This window comes from Bacillus sp. JJ783, assembly GCF_036963225.1.
GTDB classification, from domain to species: domain Bacteria; phylum Bacillota; class Bacilli; order Bacillales; family Bacillaceae_G; genus Bacillus_A; species Bacillus_A cereus_U.
Genome location: NZ_JBALMG010000096.1, coordinates 1 through 18,094 on the forward strand (window position 1 = coordinate 1; position 18,094 = coordinate 18,094).

An 18,094-nucleotide genomic window follows, 5' to 3' on the forward strand; every position below is an offset into this window, starting at 1 on the left:
ATTTTTATAATTAGTTAAATTCTCAATATAGTTTGTGTATATAATTCCATTCAAAGATACATAATATCCACGTAACTATTTAAAAATACTTCGTTTTTATATCTAAGTTCAAAAAGGAGCTACATAACATGGATAAAAAAAATCTATTAAGTCAACAACTTGATTATGTGTCATCGGATGCGCTGAATACTCCTAGTAAAGCCCAAGAGCAAATGCAAGAAACATCTCAGGAGGCACATGATTCAAACAAAAAGGACAGTACTCAAGCTTTACATGGCGAAGATTTACCAATTTCAGCTGTATATAGAACAACGAACAAACAGTAAATTTAAAAGGGAAAAAATCTTAAGAACCAGTGAACTTAATTCTTTTCCCTTTTCCTATTTAAATAACACTTGTATATGAAACCCGTACACATTTTTGACACATCCACTATCACAATATCCTGAAAATTCGTGATAATATTAATTTGTCGGATACGCCAAATTTCGACATAGAACGACAATAATATCTCCCTTATTGAATCCCTGTCCCCCAGGGATTTCTCCTTTTATTCATTACTTTTTTCTTCACTAAATTTTCATTCTTAACAAAATTCAATCACTCCATTGAATAGACAGCCACAGTATCCTATTTTGATAAAAACTAAAAACAAACAGACATACTTAACACTAATAGTAGATTTTTTAACTTCAAATTTACTTTTTCTCTCTTATCTTTTTGTAAACATTAAAAATGAGCTCTATTTACATAGAGCTCATTCGTAATTTTATAGTTTGCTAGACTGTAACCCCTGAATAAACGGAACTACTTCAGGATTTACAAGTGACGATAAATCTCCTAACTCTTTTCCTAAGTAAGCTGCTTTAATAACACGTCGCATTACTTTAGAATTTCGTGTTTTTGGTAAATCTTCTACAACGTGGATGTCTTTTGGACATAAAGCTTTACCAATATGAGAGTTTACTAAACTCATTAATTCTTTCTTTAACTCGCCAGAGAATATTACACCGTCTCGTAATACAACAAAACAATGACAAACTTCACCTTTTACATCATCCGGTACACCAACTGCCGCTGCTTCTATTACATCATTATGTTTCACAAGAATAGATTCATATTCAGCAGGCCCAATACGTTTTCCAGCAATGTTTAACGTATCATCTGAACGTCCTGTAATGATATATTGCTCACCGTCATAAATGACCCAGTCACCATGAACCCATTTATTTTCAAAACGTGACCAGTATGTGTTCACATAACGCTCATCATCTTCCCAGAAACTTTTCGTCATACCAACCCACGGTTTTTCTAAACATAACTCTCCGACTTCATCACGAATCGGTTTACCTTGATTATCAAGTACAACTGCTGCCATTCCTGGTAAAGATGCGTTAAAACTAATCGGTGCAATTGGCTTTATAAGAACATTACCGAAAATCCCACCAGAAATTTCAGTTCCACCTGAGTAGTTACAGATCGGGACCTTTCCTTTTCCAACTGTTTCAAACAGCCACATCCACGGATCTGGATTCCAAGGTTCTCCTGTTGATGCGAATACTTCTAAACTCTTTAAAGAATGTTTATTTACATACTCATCACCTTTTGCCATTAATGCACGGATTAACGTTGGCGAAATACCGAGATGAGTAATTTCATATTTATCAACTGTCTCCCATAAGCGATCTGCTTCTGGAAAGTCTGGAACACCTTCGTACATAACCATCGTTGCGCCATTAATTAAAGAGCCGAATAGTAAAAATGGTCCCATCATCCAGCCCATATCAGTTACCCACAATACGCGGTCGCCTTGTTTTATATTCATTCCAAACCCTGCATCAAATGCAGATTTTAGCGGAAAACCAGCATGTGTGTGTACTGTCCCCTTCGGCTTACCAGTCGTTCCAGATGTATATATAAGCATTAATGGATCATCACTGTTCATTTCTTCAGCATGTATAAATGGTTTTTCTTTTTCTAACGTACTCCATGAAAAATCATAATTATGCGGTGTAAAATCATTTCCTGCATGACGAACAATTACCACCTTTTCAACAGTTGGACAATGTTCACAAGCTTTATCTACTTCATCTTTTAATGAAACAATTTTCCCACGGCGTGAAAAGCCATCTGCGGTAATAACCATTTTTGAACCAGCTGCTTGTACACGTGTCATTACTGCATCAGCAGCAAAACCTGAGAATATTGGTGAAATAATCGCTCCAATTTTCATTACCGCTAACATAGCAACAACTGTTTCAGGAATCATTGGCATGTAAATTGTTACACGATCACCTTTTTCAATACCAGCATGTTTCAAACCGTTGGCAACACGGCTTACCCAGCTGTCAAGCTCTTCATATGTAAATGATTTCGAAGTTCCGTTTTCCCCTTCATACATAAGTGCTGCTTGTGTTTTCGTTTTATCGTCTGCAAGCCAGCGAGATAAAGCAGACTCTACTACGTTACAAGTTCCCTCAGTATACCACTGTGCAAACGGTGTACCATTTTCTAAATCTAACACTTCTGTATATGGTTTCATCCACTGATAGCCAACTGCTCTCTCAGCTTCTCCCCAAAACCAAGCTGTTTCTTCAATTGACTTATTATAAAAAGATTCGTAATCTTCATAGCCTAATGATTTCATCCAACCAAATAAACGCGTTTTTTCTTTATATTCTTCTGTTGGAAACCAAACTGCTTGTTTCATGTTTTCCCCTCCTTGACTTTTTGAGCAAGAAAGCCCTAAATAGGGCTTTTAAACTGGATATACAGGATGTTTACGATCCGTGAATACTTGATATTTACTCATATACATTTCGAATCGTCCTTTTAACTCTTCACGTAAATTGTTTGGATGAACAATACCATCAATCACCATCTCAGATGCTAAACGGTAAATATCAATATCTTTCTTATACTCTTCTCGTTTTTCAGCAATAAAGCTTGCACGCTCTTCTTCTGGTAAAGCTGCAATCTTATTTGCATATACAGCATTGACCGCTGCTTCTGGACCCATTACTGCAATAGAAGCTGTTGGTAATGCTAAGCAGCAATCTGGTTCAAACGCTGGACCTGCCATTGCATATAAGCCAGCTCCATATGCTTTTCGAACGACGATAGAAATTTTTGGTACAGTTGCTTCACTCATTGCAGAGATCATTTTTGCACCGTGACGAATAATTCCGGCACGTTCTACTTTTGTACCAATCATAAATCCAGGTACATCTGCAAGGAATAATAATGGAATATGGTATGCATCGCATAAATTTATAAACTTCGCTGCTTTATCAGCTGAATCGTGGAATAATACGCCGCCCTTCATACGCGGCTGATTTGCAATAATGCCAATTGGCTTACCATCAATGCGTGCTAAACCTGTAATTAGTTCTTGCGCAAATAATTTTTTCACTTCAAAGAAAGAACCTTCATCAATAATTCTGTTAATGAGATCTTTCATATTGAAAGGAGCATTTTGGTTTTCTGGAATGATTTCTTCTAACGTTTTATCGAACTGTTTCGGTTCTTGAGGTGTAATCAAAGGAGTCTTTTCTAAATAGTTACTTGGAAAATAAGAAATATATTGTCTTGCTTGCGTAATTGCATCTTCTTCTGTTTTACATAAAACATCTCCGCATCCTGATACTGAGCAATGCATACGTGCTCCGCCCATTTCTTCTAAAGTTACCTTCTCACCGATAACCATTTCAGCCATACGCGGAGACCCTAAATACATAGAAGCATTTCCTTCAACCATCATAACAACGTCACAAAATGCTGGAATATACGCACCACCAGCCGCTGAGGGTCCAAATAATAAACAAATTTGTGGCACTTTACCAGATAATTTCACTTGGTTATAAAAGATTCTTCCTGCACCGCGGCGTCCAGGGAACATTTCAACTTGATCTGTAATACGCGCTCCAGCAGAATCAACTAAATAAAATAACGGTACACGTAATTTTTCTGCTGTTTCTTGAATACGTAGAATTTTTTCAACTGTACGTGCTCCCCATGATCCAGCTTTTACAGTCGAATCATTTGCCATTACGCACGCAGTACGACCATGTATTTTACCAGTCGCAGTTACAACACCATCAGCTGGTAATCCAGTTTGTTCACAATTTGCAAATAATGCATCTTCCACATATTCACCATTATCGAATAAAAGAGCCAAACGATCTCGAACAAAAAGTTTCCCTTTTGCTTTGTTTTGTTCATGATATTTCGGTGCCCCGCCTTGCTTAATTGTTTCAACTCGTTCTTCAAATGAATTAGATTGTTGTTTTTGATCTAACATATTTACTCCCCCTTATACATTGGTTTGCGTTTTTCCTTGAATGCCTGTAATCCTTCTAATCTATCTTTCGTATGGATTACGCCCTCATACGCCTGTTTTTCCATTTGTAAGCCGGTATGTAAATCTACTTGAATACCATTTGAAATTGCTTCTTTTGCTAATCGAACGGCAATTGGACCATTATTAGCAATTCGATCTGCAATTTCAATTGCTTTCTCTTCTAGTAAATCAGCTGGTACTACGAATTCTACTAAACCATATTCTTTCGCTTCTTGCGCCGAAATACGTCTTCCTGTATAAATTAATTCTTTCGCTCTACCAACTCCAATTAATCTAGGTAATCGCTGCGTACCACCCGCTCCAGGTATTATTGCAAGGGAAGTTTCAGTGAGACCTAGACTTGCAGTGTCAGAAGCAATTCTAAAATCACAAGCTAAGCTTAATTCAGTACCTCCACCAAGTGCAATTCCATTTATTGCAGCAATAACTGGTTGTGGTAATTGTTCAACCATCTCCATAGTAGAACGAATCATACCCACAGCATGGCGAACTTGTTCTTCATTCATGTTGGCACGCTCTTTTAAATCAGCACCAGCGCAAAACGCTTTTTCGCCAGCCCCTGTTAAAATAACAACGCGCGTATTTGATTCTTCGTTTATTTGAGTTAATATAGTTTGTAATTCTTCTAATAATGCCAAAGATAATGAGTTGGCTTGTCTTTCACGATTTAACGAAATCTTTACAACATGCGGTGTAACATAGTCAACGGAAATGTTTTGTAATTGTAGCATCTTCTCACCTACTTATCGTTTTATGTTGAAGCGCTCTATACACATGACTCGGTAATTGGATATTTAACTTACTTTGAATAAAATGACTAGCTCTCAATAACTTTTCTTCGTCTATATTTGTTTGGACACCTAACTTATGGAGCATATGTACTAAGTCATCAGTAGCAACATTACCCGATGCTCCTGGTGCATAAGGACACCCTCCAAGTCCACCACAAGAACTATCAAACGTTGTAATACCATGTTCTAAAGACTTAACTACATTTGCCAGTGCCATTCCATACGTATTATGAAAATGCATTGCAAACTGCGAAGCATCATACTTCTTTAATAAATGCTCTAATACTTGCTCTACTTGTAATGGATTTGCTACACCGATCGTGTCACCAAGAGAGATTTCATAAATGCCGTATGAGAATAGTTGATTACATATTTCGTCAACTGCTGTGGCACTTATATCCCCTTCATAAGGACATCCAAATACAGTAGAAACATAGCCTCTTACCTTTTTCCCTTCGAATGTTGCCTGTTTTGTTATATCTTCAATTACACCTAATGCTTCTTTAATTGGTTTATTAATGTTACTTTTATTATGAGATTCACTTGCTGATAAAAAAACATTCACCTCATCTACATTTTGCAAAAAAGCTCGTTCCAAACCATTTTGATTTGGAACAAGCGCTGCATATGTAACATTTGGATCCCTTTTTAGCTCAGAAAATACATCACTTGCATCTGCTAATGCAGGAACCCATTTAGGGTGAACGAATGAGGAAACTTCAACGTACGACAATCCCGCTTCTGTAAGTAGTTGAATCCATTTTACTTTATCTTTTGTGCCAACAATCTTTTTTTCATTCTGTAAGCCATCACGTGGCCCGACTTCTTTAATGACAGCAAAATTAGGTAGTTTCAATTCGCTTCCCCCTATATCTCCCTATTCAATTTCTAGTAATACATCTCCTTCATTTACAAAATCGCCTTCTTGTACGTTAATTTTCATAACAGTTCCGGCTTCTTCTGAAACGATTGGAATTTCCATTTTCATAGATTCCAAAATGACGACATCCTGCTCTTCCTCTACTGTGTCTCCTACTCCTACAACAATCTTCCAAACATTTCCTGCCATCGATGCATATACTTTCGTCATCATTTTTTCCCCCTTAATATTCATAAATCTTATTTTTTAACAAGTTGTTTCGTTACAAAACCCGTTGTATAAATACCACTTTTGAACACATCATCTTCCAATACTTGTAGTAGCATTGGTGTATTCGTTTTAATACCTTCTACTTTTAACTCTTGCAGCGCATCCTGTAATTTTGAAATCGCTTCTTCACGAGTTTCGCCATGAGCGATTACTTTCGCAATCATTGGATCATAGAAAGGTGTAATCGTTACTTGATTCTCCAAAAAGTGATCAATACGTACATTTGTCGGTAACGTTAGATCTGTAATTTTCCCAGGTGATGGGAAGAATGTTTTCGGATCTTCTGCATAAATACGAGCCTCGATGGCATGACCACTACGTTTTACATCATCTTGTGTAAATGATAGCTTCTCACCATATGCGATAAGTAGTTGTTGTTCAACTAGATCTAACCCAGTAATTTCTTCTGTAACTGGATGTTCTACTTGTAATCTCGTATTCATCTCTAAGAAATAAAAGTTCTTTTGATCATCTACAAGAAACTCCACTGTGCCAGCATTTGTATAACCAAGAGCTTTAGCAGCTTGTACAGCAACTTCTCCCATAGCCTTTCGTGTACCTTCATCTAAAAATGGTGAAGGCGCTTCTTCAATTACTTTTTGATTTCGGCGCTGCACTGAACATTCACGTTCCCATAAATACACTGTATTACCATGTGTATCTGCTAAAAGCTGAATTTCAATATGGTGTGCATCTGCTATATAGCGCTCTAAATACATTTCTCCGTTACCAAAGAAATTTTGCGCTCTTGTTTTATTACTTTCAAATGCTTTGGTGAGCGTTTGCTCAGTTTCCATCAACTGCATTCCAATGCCTCCGCCGCCCGCGGATGCCTTAAGCATTAATGGATAACCAATTTGTTTTGCAATTTCAATTGCTTCTTCAGCAGTTTCAATATTTGTAGTAATGCCTGGAACTACTGGCACATCTGCTGCTTGCATCGCTATACGTGACTCAATTTTACTTCCCATCTTAGTAATGATTTCTTCTGAAGGACCGATAAATACGATTCCTTCTTCTTTACAGCGAATCGGAAAAGATGGATTCTCTGATAATAATCCGTACCCCGGATGGATTGCTTCAGCATTTGTCTTCTTAGCTATTTCAATAATTTTTTCAAGGTTTAAATAGCTTTCTTGGACACGTGGACCGCCTACTAAGTAAGCTTCATTTGCCAATTTTACATGAAGGGCATTTTCATCAGCCTCAGAATAAATAGCAACGGTACGAATGCCAAGTTTTTGACAAGTTTTCATAATGCGAACTGCGATTTCCCCGCGATTAGCAATTAATATTTTTTGAAACATAGTGACTCCTCCTTTTTATCTACATCCTAAATGTCTTGCAATTACGAGACGTTGAATTTCAGAAGTTCCTTCACCAATTTCTAAAAGTTTTGCATCACGAATATATCGTTCAACTTCATATTCACGCATATAGCCATATCCACCATGAATTTGTACTGCATGATTCGCAATACGACTCGCTGCTTCAGATGCAAACAATTTTGCCATAGCCGCTTCTTTACCGAAAGGTTTATCGTTATCTTTTAACCAAGCTGCTTTATGTACTAAATTACGAGCTAATTCCACTTCAGTCGCCATATCAGCTAATTTAAATTGAATCGCTTGGAAATTAGAAATCGTTTTTCCAAATTGTTGACGTTCTTTCGCATATTGCAATGCACGTTCAAATGCAGATTGTGCAATACCTACTGCTAATGCTGCGATTGAAATACGTCCTCCATCAAGTGTATATAAGAATTGTTTAAATCCTTTATTTACATCACCAAGTATATTTTCTTTCGGTACACGCACACCATCAAGTACGATTTCACAAGTATTAGAAGCACGAACACCCATCTTATCGTAAGGGCTTGAAATCGTTAATCCTTCACTAGTAGTCGGTACGATAAATGCAGAAATACGTTTTCTACCATTGTCTTCAACACCGTTGATAGCGGTTACAATAATTGTATTTGCATACTCTGCATTTGTGATCCAACACTTTTCGCCACTAATAACATATTCATCGCCATCTAATATTGCTTTCGTTTGTGTGCCCCCTGCATCAGATCCAGCATTTGGCTCTGTTAATCCGAAAGCACCTAATGTTTTCCCTGACGCCATTGGAACTAAATATTTTTGTTTTTGTTCTTCTGTACCGAAATAATAAATTGGAGAAGCACCTAATGAAATTGTTGCAGCATAGCTTAAACCAGTACCACCACAAGCACGACCAATTTCTTCAACTGCTAACGCGTACGATACTGTATCGCCACCTGAACCTCCATACTCTTCTGGGAATGGGATGCCTAATAATCCTAGTTCGCCCATTTTTTGAAATGTTTCATATGGAAACTCTGCAGTTTTGTCATAATACACAGCTTTCGGTGCGATTTCCTTTTCAGCAAAGTCACGTACCATTTCTTTAATCATTTGTTTTTCGCGAGTTAGAGTAAATTCCATTCCACTACACACCCCTTATCGAATATTGAGTTTCGACAGCGTACGAGTTTCTACTACAAACATTACTTCTTAAAAGACACGAATATTAGTTAGACAATTGCTACAATTCTGTCATAACTTAATTTTAAAACAGATTCTGTACCAATGCACAAAAAAATTCCTACATTGTTCTACAACAACATAGGGTACTTTGTGTCGAAATATGTATTATTTTGTTTTATAATCTCTATCTTTTTCCGAATCTGAAATTATCACTATCGTTTCTGGGGATGGTTCGAAATATGTTTTTAATAATACTTTTCATCAAATCAAATTGCCCACGATTTTAAAATAGTAATCAAACCGCTAAGTGTTTTTCTCTTCCCTGCATATTTATGAAATACCTCAGCCAATGCTCATGCTATTTTTAAACTGTGTTTTATAATACCTGAAAATATGCCCACATACACTTCAATTTGATAAATAGAGCGGCGTATGCATTAATAACTAATAAAAGATCTTCTCGCGATTTCCAAATACTACCTTTCACGTTGGTAACATTACATCCTAATTTTTTATCCTTCACCTGGCTATATGCCCTAAATAAAAATCTTTAATCAAGTTATAAATTTAAATGGCATTCATATTTCAATTAATTTGTAACGTTTTAAAATGTGCGATTGTTAAAGAACTTTTAAAGAAATGTTCCCTAATAATAAAATTCGACAATCCACTTTCTAAATCACCTAATTTTAACGTTTAATTTAATCGATTTTTTTCGATTTCATTTCACGTCGTGTAAAAGTACCTTTATCCATTCGACTATTATCTTAAAATCAATCCAATTAAATTCATAAACTATGCGTATACTTACTCCTGCTTTTCTGCTAGCAAACTATCAATGATTTCGTTTTGGAAGTCCATAAAGTCCACTACTTTTCACGTCACTCCAAAGCGTTGTCCGATTCACATCGAGTTCTTACGTTAATTCATCCTGTGGCCTATTGTTGTTTTTTTGTCTTAGCTCGTTTAACTTAGCCAATATTATGTTACGCTTCTCTTCTGAAATAAAAAAAAGCAATCGATTTTATATCGATTGCTTTGAATTTCGTGTATCTTTTGTAGTTCTTATACATATTATAATGTCTTATTAAAAGTCTGTATTAAACAACTAGATTCACCACTACTCCAGCGTGATCAGATGGATAAAGAGTCGTTATCGTTATATCAGCGTTTGAATTCAGATTTTCTAGCAGAATTAACGATAGGTATTTAGCAGGTCTCAACAGCAATTCGTTCCTTTATGCAACTTGAACAACCGGCGAATTTCGCATAATTTATTTCATTACCTCCGTGGCGTTAGTCCATACAATATAAATTGAATCGTATTTTCAATTTCCACTTCATCGTCCCATTTCTCTTCAGGCAATAATAAGAACCTCGTTAAGAGTAATCCTAATACAGCTGATAACGTAAGTCGTAATACAGAAGATGGTGGTATTTCAATAATTGTCCCTTCTTCTTGAAACTTTGCAATCAACTTTTTAAAATGTACAAGCAGTTCTGTTTCTATTAATTGTTGTATTTCACTTTTTAGTTCAGGCTGAAATGGTACTTCTTGAATTAATATTTTTATCATTGGAAAGTGCTTTTTAGCAAATTCAAATCTATTTTGAATTATTACTCTTAAAAGCACTTCATACGATTCATAATCTGTTTTAAATATTTCTTTTGCAAAGGCTTGTACGAAAAATGGTGCAGCAAACTTTGTTAAGGTCGGCATCACGACTGCAAACAATAAATCTTTTTTCGTTTTATAGTAGCGGAAGATTGTTCCTTCCGCTACACCAGCTCTTTTTGCAATCTCACTTGTTGAAGTTGAGGCGTACCCTTTTTCTCCAAACATATCAACAGCTGCCTCTAATATACGCATTTGACGTTCATTACGTTTATCAGTATTCGTTGCGGCAACTAATTCTTCCAGCCAATCCTTCTTCATTTATAAAGCTCCTTTTTATCGTCATTATATTTTGCGATGTTTCTTTAAAGCAAATATATTTCCTACTGCAAATAATAGTGAAAAAAGAAATAAAACAGTAAGATCTACAGCAATTTCTGCAAACCCTTGATTCCGAATCATTACTTGTCTCATTGCGTCAGCACCATATGTGAGTGGAAATAATTTACCTAACATTTGTAACCATGTATTCATGGATTCCATTGGAAACAACCCAGAAAAGAAAACTTGTGGCACGATAACAAGCGGTATAAACTGAATCATTTGAAATTCATTATTTGCGTATGCCGATAAAAATGTGCCTAATGTTAGTGCAGTTAAAGAAAGCATACATGTTATAAGTAGCGTTAGCCATATTGAGCCAACTACATATAAATCTAAAATATAAACTGAAAAACTTACAATTATAATAGATTGTATAAATGCAAAGATTCCAAAACCAATAATATATCCTACAACTATTTCCCATCTTCTCACTGGTGTGGACAATAATCTCTCTAATGTACCACTTAAACGTTCTCTTACGAAAGAAACTCCGGATAATATAAATACAAAGAAAAATGTAAAGAAACCAATTAATACGGGACCAAGCCCATCAAACATCGTAATGTCTTTAGAGCCATGTAAATAATTCACTTCAGGCTTCATCATTGATACATCACTCTTCTCTGTACTCTTTTGCAATACTTGAAGTACCGCACGATTTTTTGATGAATCACTGCCTTCTAATAGAAGATTCATTTTTCCATTCTCTAAATGAATTACTGCATCTACCTTTTGCTTTTCTAACTCCGAAACTGCTCTGTCTTTACTATATTCATAAATTGATGCTTCTTGATTTTTCATTGCTTTTACTATAGGAGCAGGCACATCGACTACAGCAATATGCGGTATATAGTCTTTTTGTGTAAATACTAGCGACAATAACCAAAGTAATAATATTGGTGCCCCAAACATCATTGCTAAAGAACGCTTATCTCGAAAAAATTGACGAATGATACGGATGACTACACCATTAACTCTCATGATTCAATCACTCCTTCTAACATAAAGACATCTTCAATTCGTCCAGAAGATGTTTGTTTTTTCAATTCCTCCGGTGTGCCAATCGCAACTAAATTCCCTTCTCTAATTAAGCCTAGACGTTCGCAAAACTCAGCTTCATCCATAATGTGCGTTGTTACAATAATAGTTGTTCCTTTCTTTTTAAGGTCATAAAACTTCTCCCAAATCGATTTTCGAAGTAGAGGATCTATCCCAACTGTTGGCTCATCTAAAATTAATATTTCTGGTTCATGAAGGAGTGCTATCGCCAATGATAAACGTTTTTTCATTCCACCTGAAAAATGCTGTACTTGCTTTTTCATATACTCTGATAATTGCACAAATTCAAAAACTTCTACGATTCTCTCTTTCTTACGCTTACCTTTTAACCCATACATCGTTGCAATAAAATCTGCATTTTCATATGCCGATAGTTCTTCGTATAATGCATCAGCCTGAGCCATATAACCAATTCTTTTCATTTCATTTAGATTAGGCATGTTTGTATTAAAAACAATTACATCGCCTGTAGTTGACTCATTAATACCTGCAATCATTTTAATGAGTGTTGTTTTCCCTGATCCGGAAGGTCCAACCAAGCCAAAAATTTCTGCTTTTTCTACTTGCAGCGAAAGGTTATGCAAAACTTCTTTTTTCCCAAAACTTTTTGATACATCTCGTAAAATAATTGAAGGTTGCTGCACTAAAAATCCCCCTTTTCTTTAAAATGAGTGAGTACTCACTTTTATTTTACTCTCGAGTTATTATATGTCAAACTTTTCAAAAAATATTTTTTCTGTTATTTACTAAAGCAATGAAACAGAGTCGACATTAGAATATCTTTTCTTAAAGTCGACTCTGTTTCATTGTAAATTATTCGATTTTTGTTATGTTTTTAAATTTAAATACCTTCTAATTCTAGCAACATCTAATGAATATTCGATAACTATTTGCTGTATTGGTAATATAACCGTTTCCGGATATAAATGTGCATATTGTAACGTTTCTGCATACTTTTCCAACCGTTTTTCTAAATACTTTACAATTTGCTCAGGATGACTTACTAATAAAGACGTACTATAATAATGAATTTGCTCCTCGATCGCCGTATATTCTTCAATTTCAAATTCTTTATGCATTTGTACACCCCTTTATATTTTTAATATCGTTTAATAATAACTATTTTAACTCGACTAATTTTTAAGTTTTTTGATTATTTACACTATAACAAATTCAATAGGTCAAATTTTGTTACTTTATGTAACGTTGAAAAATTTTAACAAAATTGTAATGGAAACTTGTACTGAAGAAAAACTCCCTTTAAATTATTCCCCTGAACAAAAAAGCCGTACAGATTAATTTAACTGCACGACTACGATCTCAGGTCTATTAAAAACTCTTTGCGGAATGATACTATTGCCTAATCCTCTACTAACTATCATAAACGTATTTTGTTTTTCATATAAACCCGCTGTATATTTGGGCAGTATTCCTTGATTAGGAGCAACTAATCCCCCGATAAAAGGTAACCGAACTTGTCCCCCATGTGCATGACCCGATAAAACTAAATCTACTTTTTTGCTCTCAATTATTGAATTTATAATATAGCACATCAAACTTAGTTATTCTTGATCCAAATCAGTTTAAATTAGTGAATAAAATTCAATCATATAATAATAATAAATACAACTAATCGTTATATATTAAAGAGGTGTCAATTTTGTCCTTAAATGAAGAGACCTTAGAAACTAAGACAGATATAACCATTGAAAAAATCCAAACAAGTAACTTAAATGAACTTAAAAACACATTAGATAACATCTTTGATATTAGTGCAGATTTGATTGAACATCCTTTGCAATTAAAAACAAACACGAATATTTTACTATATTATTTTGAAGGCCTTACAGATGGTGTTGCATTAAAAGGAAATGTTGTTACACCATTATTACAAGCAGTGAATGAAGACAGTCAAATATTTAATTCTAATATTATTGCTACTCATACCAAAATAGTATATACGTGGAATGAAATTAAAGAAGGATTACTTGAGGGACAATGTGTACTGTTTATGGAAGGAGAAAAGAGGTCCCTTCTAATAAATACAAAAGGTTGGGCAGAGAGAGCGATTCAAGAACCCATTTCAGAAGTTACTATTAAAGGCTCACATGATGGGTTTATTGAGAATGCCACAAAAAACATAGGCTTAATTCGTCGATATATTCCTTCTACTGAATTGAAAATTAAAAAATTGACAATTGGAGAACGCGCCACTTCTTTAGTCTATTTAATTTACTTAGGGGATGTAGCAAACGAAGATGTGGTCCAAGAAATAGAAACTAGAATCTGTAAAATTAAAACGGATGCGGTATTGAGCATTGGAGAACTATCTAATTTTACAAAGGATCAAAATTGGACTCCTTTTCCACAGGCTTATTTAAGTGAACGCCCAGATGCCATTTCTAATCATATACTTGATGGAAAAGTAGCAGTGTTAATTGATAGATCTCCTGGTGCGATGATTGTCCCAATGAATTTAATTGGATTTTTTCAGACTCCAGATGATTATAATATACATTGGCTCATTGCATCATTTTTTCGCTTATTACGATTTGCAGGATTTATTATAGCTATTTTTTTACCCGCAATTTATATTGCTATAGTCTCTTTTCACTTTGAAATCATTCCTTTAGATCTATACACTTCTATTGCAACGTCAAGAGTTAAAGTCCCTTTCTCTCCTTTATTGGAAGCTTTTATAATGGAAATCACACTAGAAATGCTACGTGAAGCTGGTATTCGCTTACCACAACCAATTGGACAAACAATTGGAATTGTTGGAGGGATTGTAATTGGGCAGGCGGCTGTTCAAGCTGGTCTTGTGAGTAACGTTATGGTTATTATCGTATCTATTACCGCCATTGCATCATTTATTGTTTCTAATTATGATTTATCAAGTTGTATTCGGCTTATTCGTTTTCCAATGATGTTATTGGCCTATTTTTATGGGATTGTAGGTATTGTTAGTGGATTAATGCTCTTATTTGCTCATTTTGTTTCACTAACTTCCTATGGTTCACCATATGGATTGCCAATTGCACCATTTCGTCTCCAAGAGTTAAAAGATTCTTTTGTAAGATTTCCTATTTCTATGATCACCACCCGCTCGAGTACAGGACAGCCGAAACAAAGAAAGAAAAAAGAAGGTGGTTCGCATGGGAAATCTTAAATTCCAAAGCATAACCCTATTCGAATATATTGTTTTCATTCATTCACTGCAACTTGCATCAGGTATGTTAATTATGCCAAGCCCTCTTGCCACTACCGCTGGTACAGACGGCTGGATTTCTATCATTCTGGGATGGATAATTACTTCTATAATTGGCGTAATTATTATATTAATGTTACAAAAAAATCCTAACAAAAATTTCTCTCAGATCTTAAATACATACTTTGGTAAATGGCTAGGGACAATTTTTCTTCTTTTATATGCCTTTTATCTATTTTTTGCTGGTTTTAATACTTTATTAAAGGCAACTGATATTGTAAAAGTGTGGATATTCCCTTCCACTCCTGCTTATCAAATCGCCATATTATTACTATTGCCTTTTATCATTTTAGCCCTGAGTGGGTTAAGGGCTCTTACTAGTTATTCTATGCTTGTTTTCTTCTTCACTACTTGGATGCCACTATTTCTTCTTTTTTCATTAAAAAGTAACTACAATCCTTTACATCTACTACCTATTTTTAAAGATGGCATATACCCTATTGTAAAGGCAACAAAAGAAACCATTACTCCTTATGCAGGCTTAGAAATTGCATATTTTATTTATCCGTTCTTACAAAAAAAACAAAAAGCCATAAAAGGAATACTAATAGCGAATACTGGAACCATGTTTTTCTATATATATGTGACTATTCTTTCTTATATATACTTTAGTCCGGAGGGGATAAAAGACGTAATTTGGCCAGTATTTCATCTGTTAAAAGGGGTTCGTTTTTCTTTCGTAGAACGATTAGAAATTATATATATCGCTTACTATTTGATTGTATTTTCCACTACAATATATCCGTATTTATTTTTCAGTTTCGAATCTGTAACCATTTTATTTCAAAAAACCGTTCGCAATTGGGTGCTAGTTGGTTTTATGCTATTAATAGTCAGCTTATTCGTTTTTCTAAATCCCGATGTAGATCAATATTTATTTATATATTCTCTTATGGATATCTTAAATATCATTTTCTTTATTCTATTACCAATCTTTTTTTTCGCTTACAGCATTCTTTTTACTTGGTTTACTAGGAGGAAACAGCTTTGATTCGAAAATGGATATGGATTGTAATCTGTTGTGTATGTTTAATTGGTTGTAGTCAGAGAATTCCTCTTGAGAAGGTTTCATTAATCCTTTTAATTGCCTTGGATAGAAACTCTAATGGAGACGTAAAGGTGGGCACAAGCATACCACTCTTTCATCATAGACAGCAAAAAAGTACTATAGAGAACTGGACTCAGGCATCAACTGTATATAATGGATTCAGTAAGATAGATACGAAGTTAACGGGCTATATGACAGCCTCCAAAGCTGAAATCATTTTAATTGGGAAAAAATTGGCCCAAGAAGCAAATTGGATGCAGGAGCTTGATTCTTCTTACCGTGATCCTTACGCTACCATTAATGCTAAAGTAGTACTTGTTGATGGACCTGTAGAAGAAATCTTCACAATTAATAAGCCCGATAAACCATCACTACCATCTTATATAAGTAGTGTAATCGAATCCTCCATTCAAAATAATCAATCCGTTTCTTCCACTATTCAACAATTAATGAGAGAACAAAATGAAGAAGGAATGACACAAGCTGTTCCAGTTATCAAAAAAACAAAAAATGAAATTGACACGATAGGAATTGCACTTTTAGATCGACAAGGAAAATTTTTAACTCATATCCCTAAAAAAGATGTTAAATTCTTCAATCTTATAAATAAGCCCAAAAATAAAGGCCGGATGATACTACACCTTGTGCTTCCTCCTAAAAAATCCAACAAAAAACCAAACACTTCTATCTTGGTACAGAATGCGACAAGGAAGGTAGATGTTAATTTTCAAAACGGAAAGTTTGTATTTAATCTCGATATAAATGCAAATGTAGCTTTAATAGAAAAAACCAATGCGAATTTAATTAAGGGACATTATGATAATAAAAAAAACATAAATAATTTAAAGAGTGCTATTCAAAAAGAAATTAATAAGAAGTTACAAGATATTTTGGATGAAATACAGCAGAATAAAATTGATCCAATCGGATTATCCCTATATGCTAGAGCTTTTCAATATAAAGAGTGGAAAAAACTAAAAGGAAATTGGTTGCAAGCGTTAGCAGAGGCTAAAATAAATGTAAAGACACACGTCAAAATAAAAGATACTGGGACCATTAGAAATTAGACTAGCCTATTCTTGTATTTGATGGCATTTCTCAGTAAAATTTTCCCTCCTCAATAATTATTATGTAAAAGATGCTAACTCAAAGAAAAATTTTCAAGTTAAATACAAAGCAATAGATTTTTCTTTTTTATCTAACAGTTCTTTTAAAATGACAACAATTTAACTGCAGTAATCCAGTATAAGTTTCTAATTTAAGAAAACGGAGAACTTATAATTCTGGTGCAGTAGACGTGCCAAATTTCATTCCAATAGCAACCCCAAGATAAAACATCAAAGCCGAAATTCCTAAGTTAAGGAATTTCGGCTTTTTGAGTTCGTAAGAATATCTTAGTTTTAGTTCTATGTACCTTGATAGAATAGGTACACATCAACATATTTCTGCATAACTTGATCGTTTAATTTGATTGAGCTACCAAGGGTTTTCGTCTATATCAATATATTAACATTTAAATTACAAATCAATTTTCTAGCACTATATTTGTTTTCTTAAAGATCTTTAATCTTGTTCTTAAATTTGTCAAACCTCTCATATAACTATACAAAAAATATATGCTATTATGGTTTTAAGAAACTATGTGTTCCCTTAACCCTGTATTTTACAGGGTCTTTGTTTATTTGATTTACTTTTATTACACCTCGGTCTTTTCAATTTATAAAGAATAAAAAATCATTTTATGACTGTATAAATGCCCTTGCAACAAAACCCGTATTCCCCTATTTTTTGAAGAAACAGGATCCATTTTTAATGTTTTTATCCCTTCGTTTAATGTAAACGCATCTGCTCTTAATGTTTTCCAACTATCTTTCGCTGCATTCAAGTTAGGTTTTAAGAATTTAAATTT

General features: G+C 34.5%; 15 protein-coding genes and 2 pseudogenes. 4 read left to right on the forward strand and 13 right to left on the reverse strand.

What is annotated here, in order from left to right; genetic code table 11:
• The first annotated feature begins 128 nt into the window (after positions 1-128).
• The gene (locus V7038_RS19850) at positions 129-326 is read left to right on the forward strand and encodes a hypothetical protein (RefSeq protein ID WP_002110011.1); all 198 of its coding nucleotides are present in this window, start codon (positions 129-131) and stop codon (positions 324-326) included.
• Between the two features lie 443 nt (positions 327-769).
• On the opposite strand, the gene V7038_RS19855 is transcribed toward V7038_RS19850, so the two are convergent.
• From V7038_RS19855 to V7038_RS19910, 12 genes and pseudogenes are all read right to left on the reverse strand, one after another.
• Positions 770-2,710, reverse strand: coding sequence for an AMP-binding protein (locus V7038_RS19855; protein WP_335695538.1), 1,941 nt, complete (start codon positions 2,708-2,710; stop codon positions 770-772).
• A 48-nt stretch (positions 2,711-2,758) separates the two neighbouring features.
• Entirely contained in the window at positions 2,759-4,300 is a 1,542-nt protein-coding gene (locus V7038_RS19860) for an acyl-CoA carboxylase subunit beta (RefSeq protein WP_002017014.1), read from the reverse strand.
• A 2-nt stretch (positions 4,301-4,302) separates the two neighbouring features.
• On the reverse strand, positions 4,303-5,091 hold the full coding sequence (locus tag V7038_RS19865) for an enoyl-CoA hydratase (protein WP_002161717.1): 789 nt from the start codon (positions 5,089-5,091) through the stop codon (positions 4,303-4,305).
• 4 nt (positions 5,092-5,095) lie between these two features.
• Positions 5,096-6,007, reverse strand: coding sequence for a hydroxymethylglutaryl-CoA lyase (mvaB, locus tag V7038_RS19870; protein ID WP_002110006.1), 912 nt, complete (start codon positions 6,005-6,007; stop codon positions 5,096-5,098).
• A gap of 21 nt (positions 6,008-6,028) precedes the next feature.
• Positions 6,029-6,244, reverse strand: a complete 216-nt coding sequence (locus V7038_RS19875) for an acetyl-CoA carboxylase biotin carboxyl carrier protein subunit (protein WP_001985297.1) — start codon at positions 6,242-6,244, stop codon at positions 6,029-6,031.
• Positions 6,245-6,270: 26 nt separating this feature from the next.
• Positions 6,271-7,608, reverse strand: coding sequence for an acetyl-CoA carboxylase biotin carboxylase subunit (locus V7038_RS19880; RefSeq protein ID WP_002200449.1), 1,338 nt, complete (start codon positions 7,606-7,608; stop codon positions 6,271-6,273).
• A 15-nt stretch (positions 7,609-7,623) separates the two neighbouring features.
• A complete protein-coding gene (locus tag V7038_RS19885) occupies positions 7,624-8,769 on the reverse strand; it encodes an acyl-CoA dehydrogenase (RefSeq protein WP_002110003.1) in 1,146 nt (381 codons plus the stop codon).
• Between the two features lie 1,324 nt (positions 8,770-10,093).
• The gene (locus V7038_RS19890; RefSeq protein WP_002109999.1) at positions 10,094-10,747 is read right to left on the reverse strand and encodes a TetR/AcrR family transcriptional regulator; all 654 of its coding nucleotides are present in this window, start codon (positions 10,745-10,747) and stop codon (positions 10,094-10,096) included.
• Between the two features lie 24 nt (positions 10,748-10,771).
• Positions 10,772-11,791 carry an ABC transporter permease gene (locus V7038_RS19895; RefSeq protein WP_335695539.1) on the reverse strand — a complete coding sequence of 340 codons (1,020 nt, stop codon included), beginning with the start codon at positions 11,789-11,791 and terminating at the stop codon, positions 10,772-10,774.
• Positions 11,788-12,513: an ABC transporter ATP-binding protein gene (locus V7038_RS19900; protein WP_335695540.1), complete on the reverse strand. Its 726-nt coding sequence runs from the start codon at positions 12,511-12,513 to the stop codon at positions 11,788-11,790. The genes V7038_RS19895 and V7038_RS19900 overlap by 4 nt, the downstream gene beginning before the upstream one ends.
• Positions 12,514-12,696: 183 nt before the next feature.
• Positions 12,697-12,948, reverse strand: a complete 252-nt coding sequence (locus tag V7038_RS19905) for a hypothetical protein (RefSeq protein ID WP_002017002.1) — start codon at positions 12,946-12,948, stop codon at positions 12,697-12,699.
• Between the two features lie 216 nt (positions 12,949-13,164).
• A pseudogene (locus tag V7038_RS19910) lies at positions 13,165-13,389 on the reverse strand (metallophosphoesterase); the annotation flags it as partial.
• Between the two features lie 140 nt (positions 13,390-13,529).
• Between V7038_RS19910 and V7038_RS19915 the strand changes: the two are divergent.
• Genes V7038_RS19915 through V7038_RS19925 form a run of 3 tightly spaced genes read left to right on the forward strand, consistent with a single transcriptional unit; the run spans position 13,530 to position 17,252 of the window.
• A complete protein-coding gene (locus V7038_RS19915; RefSeq protein ID WP_002161729.1) occupies positions 13,530-15,038 on the forward strand; it encodes a spore germination protein in 1,509 nt (502 codons plus the stop codon).
• The gene (locus tag V7038_RS19920) at positions 15,025-16,128 is read left to right on the forward strand and encodes a GerAB/ArcD/ProY family transporter (protein WP_078181598.1); all 1,104 of its coding nucleotides are present in this window, start codon (positions 15,025-15,027) and stop codon (positions 16,126-16,128) included. The genes V7038_RS19915 and V7038_RS19920 overlap by 14 nt, the downstream gene beginning before the upstream one ends.
• Positions 16,125-17,252 carry a Ger(x)C family spore germination protein gene (locus V7038_RS19925; RefSeq protein WP_335695541.1) on the forward strand — a complete coding sequence of 376 codons (1,128 nt, stop codon included), beginning with the start codon at positions 16,125-16,127 and terminating at the stop codon, positions 17,250-17,252. The genes V7038_RS19920 and V7038_RS19925 overlap by 4 nt, the downstream gene beginning before the upstream one ends.
• A gap of 650 nt (positions 17,253-17,902) precedes the next feature.
• On the opposite strand, the pseudogene V7038_RS19930 reads toward V7038_RS19925, so the two are convergent.
• Positions 17,903-18,094, reverse strand: a pseudogene (locus V7038_RS19930) (hypothetical protein); the annotation flags it as partial.

What these genes read in the sequence shown, in the direction of transcription:
- V7038_RS19875 (WP_001985297.1), bottom strand. Translation starts at nt 6,244, where the DNA reads ATGATGACGAAAGTATATGCATCGATGGCAGGAAATGTTTGGAAGATT.
- V7038_RS19920 (WP_078181598.1), top strand. Translation starts at nt 15,025, where the DNA reads ATGGGAAATCTTAAATTCCAAAGCATAACCCTATTCGAATATATTGTT.
- V7038_RS19855 (WP_335695538.1), bottom strand. Translation starts at nt 2,710, where the DNA reads ATGAAACAAGCAGTTTGGTTTCCAACAGAAGAATATAAAGAAAAAACG.
- V7038_RS19895 (WP_335695539.1), bottom strand. Translation starts at nt 11,791, where the DNA reads ATGAGAGTTAATGGTGTAGTCATCCGTATCATTCGTCAATTTTTTCGA.
- V7038_RS19880 (WP_002200449.1), bottom strand. Translation starts at nt 7,608, where the DNA reads ATGTTTCAAAAAATATTAATTGCTAATCGCGGGGAAATCGCAGTTCGC.
- V7038_RS19905 (WP_002017002.1), bottom strand. Translation starts at nt 12,948, where the DNA reads ATGCATAAAGAATTTGAAATTGAAGAATATACGGCGATCGAGGAGCAA.
- V7038_RS19890 (WP_002109999.1), bottom strand. Translation starts at nt 10,747, where the DNA reads ATGAAGAAGGATTGGCTGGAAGAATTAGTTGCCGCAACGAATACTGAT.
- V7038_RS19860 (WP_002017014.1), bottom strand. Translation starts at nt 4,300, where the DNA reads ATGTTAGATCAAAAACAACAATCTAATTCATTTGAAGAACGAGTTGAA.
- V7038_RS19865 (WP_002161717.1), bottom strand. Translation starts at nt 5,091, where the DNA reads ATGCTACAATTACAAAACATTTCCGTTGACTATGTTACACCGCATGTT.
- V7038_RS19850 (WP_002110011.1), top strand. Translation starts at nt 129, where the DNA reads ATGGATAAAAAAAATCTATTAAGTCAACAACTTGATTATGTGTCATCG.
- V7038_RS19885 (WP_002110003.1), bottom strand. Translation starts at nt 8,769, where the DNA reads ATGGAATTTACTCTAACTCGCGAAAAACAAATGATTAAAGAAATGGTA.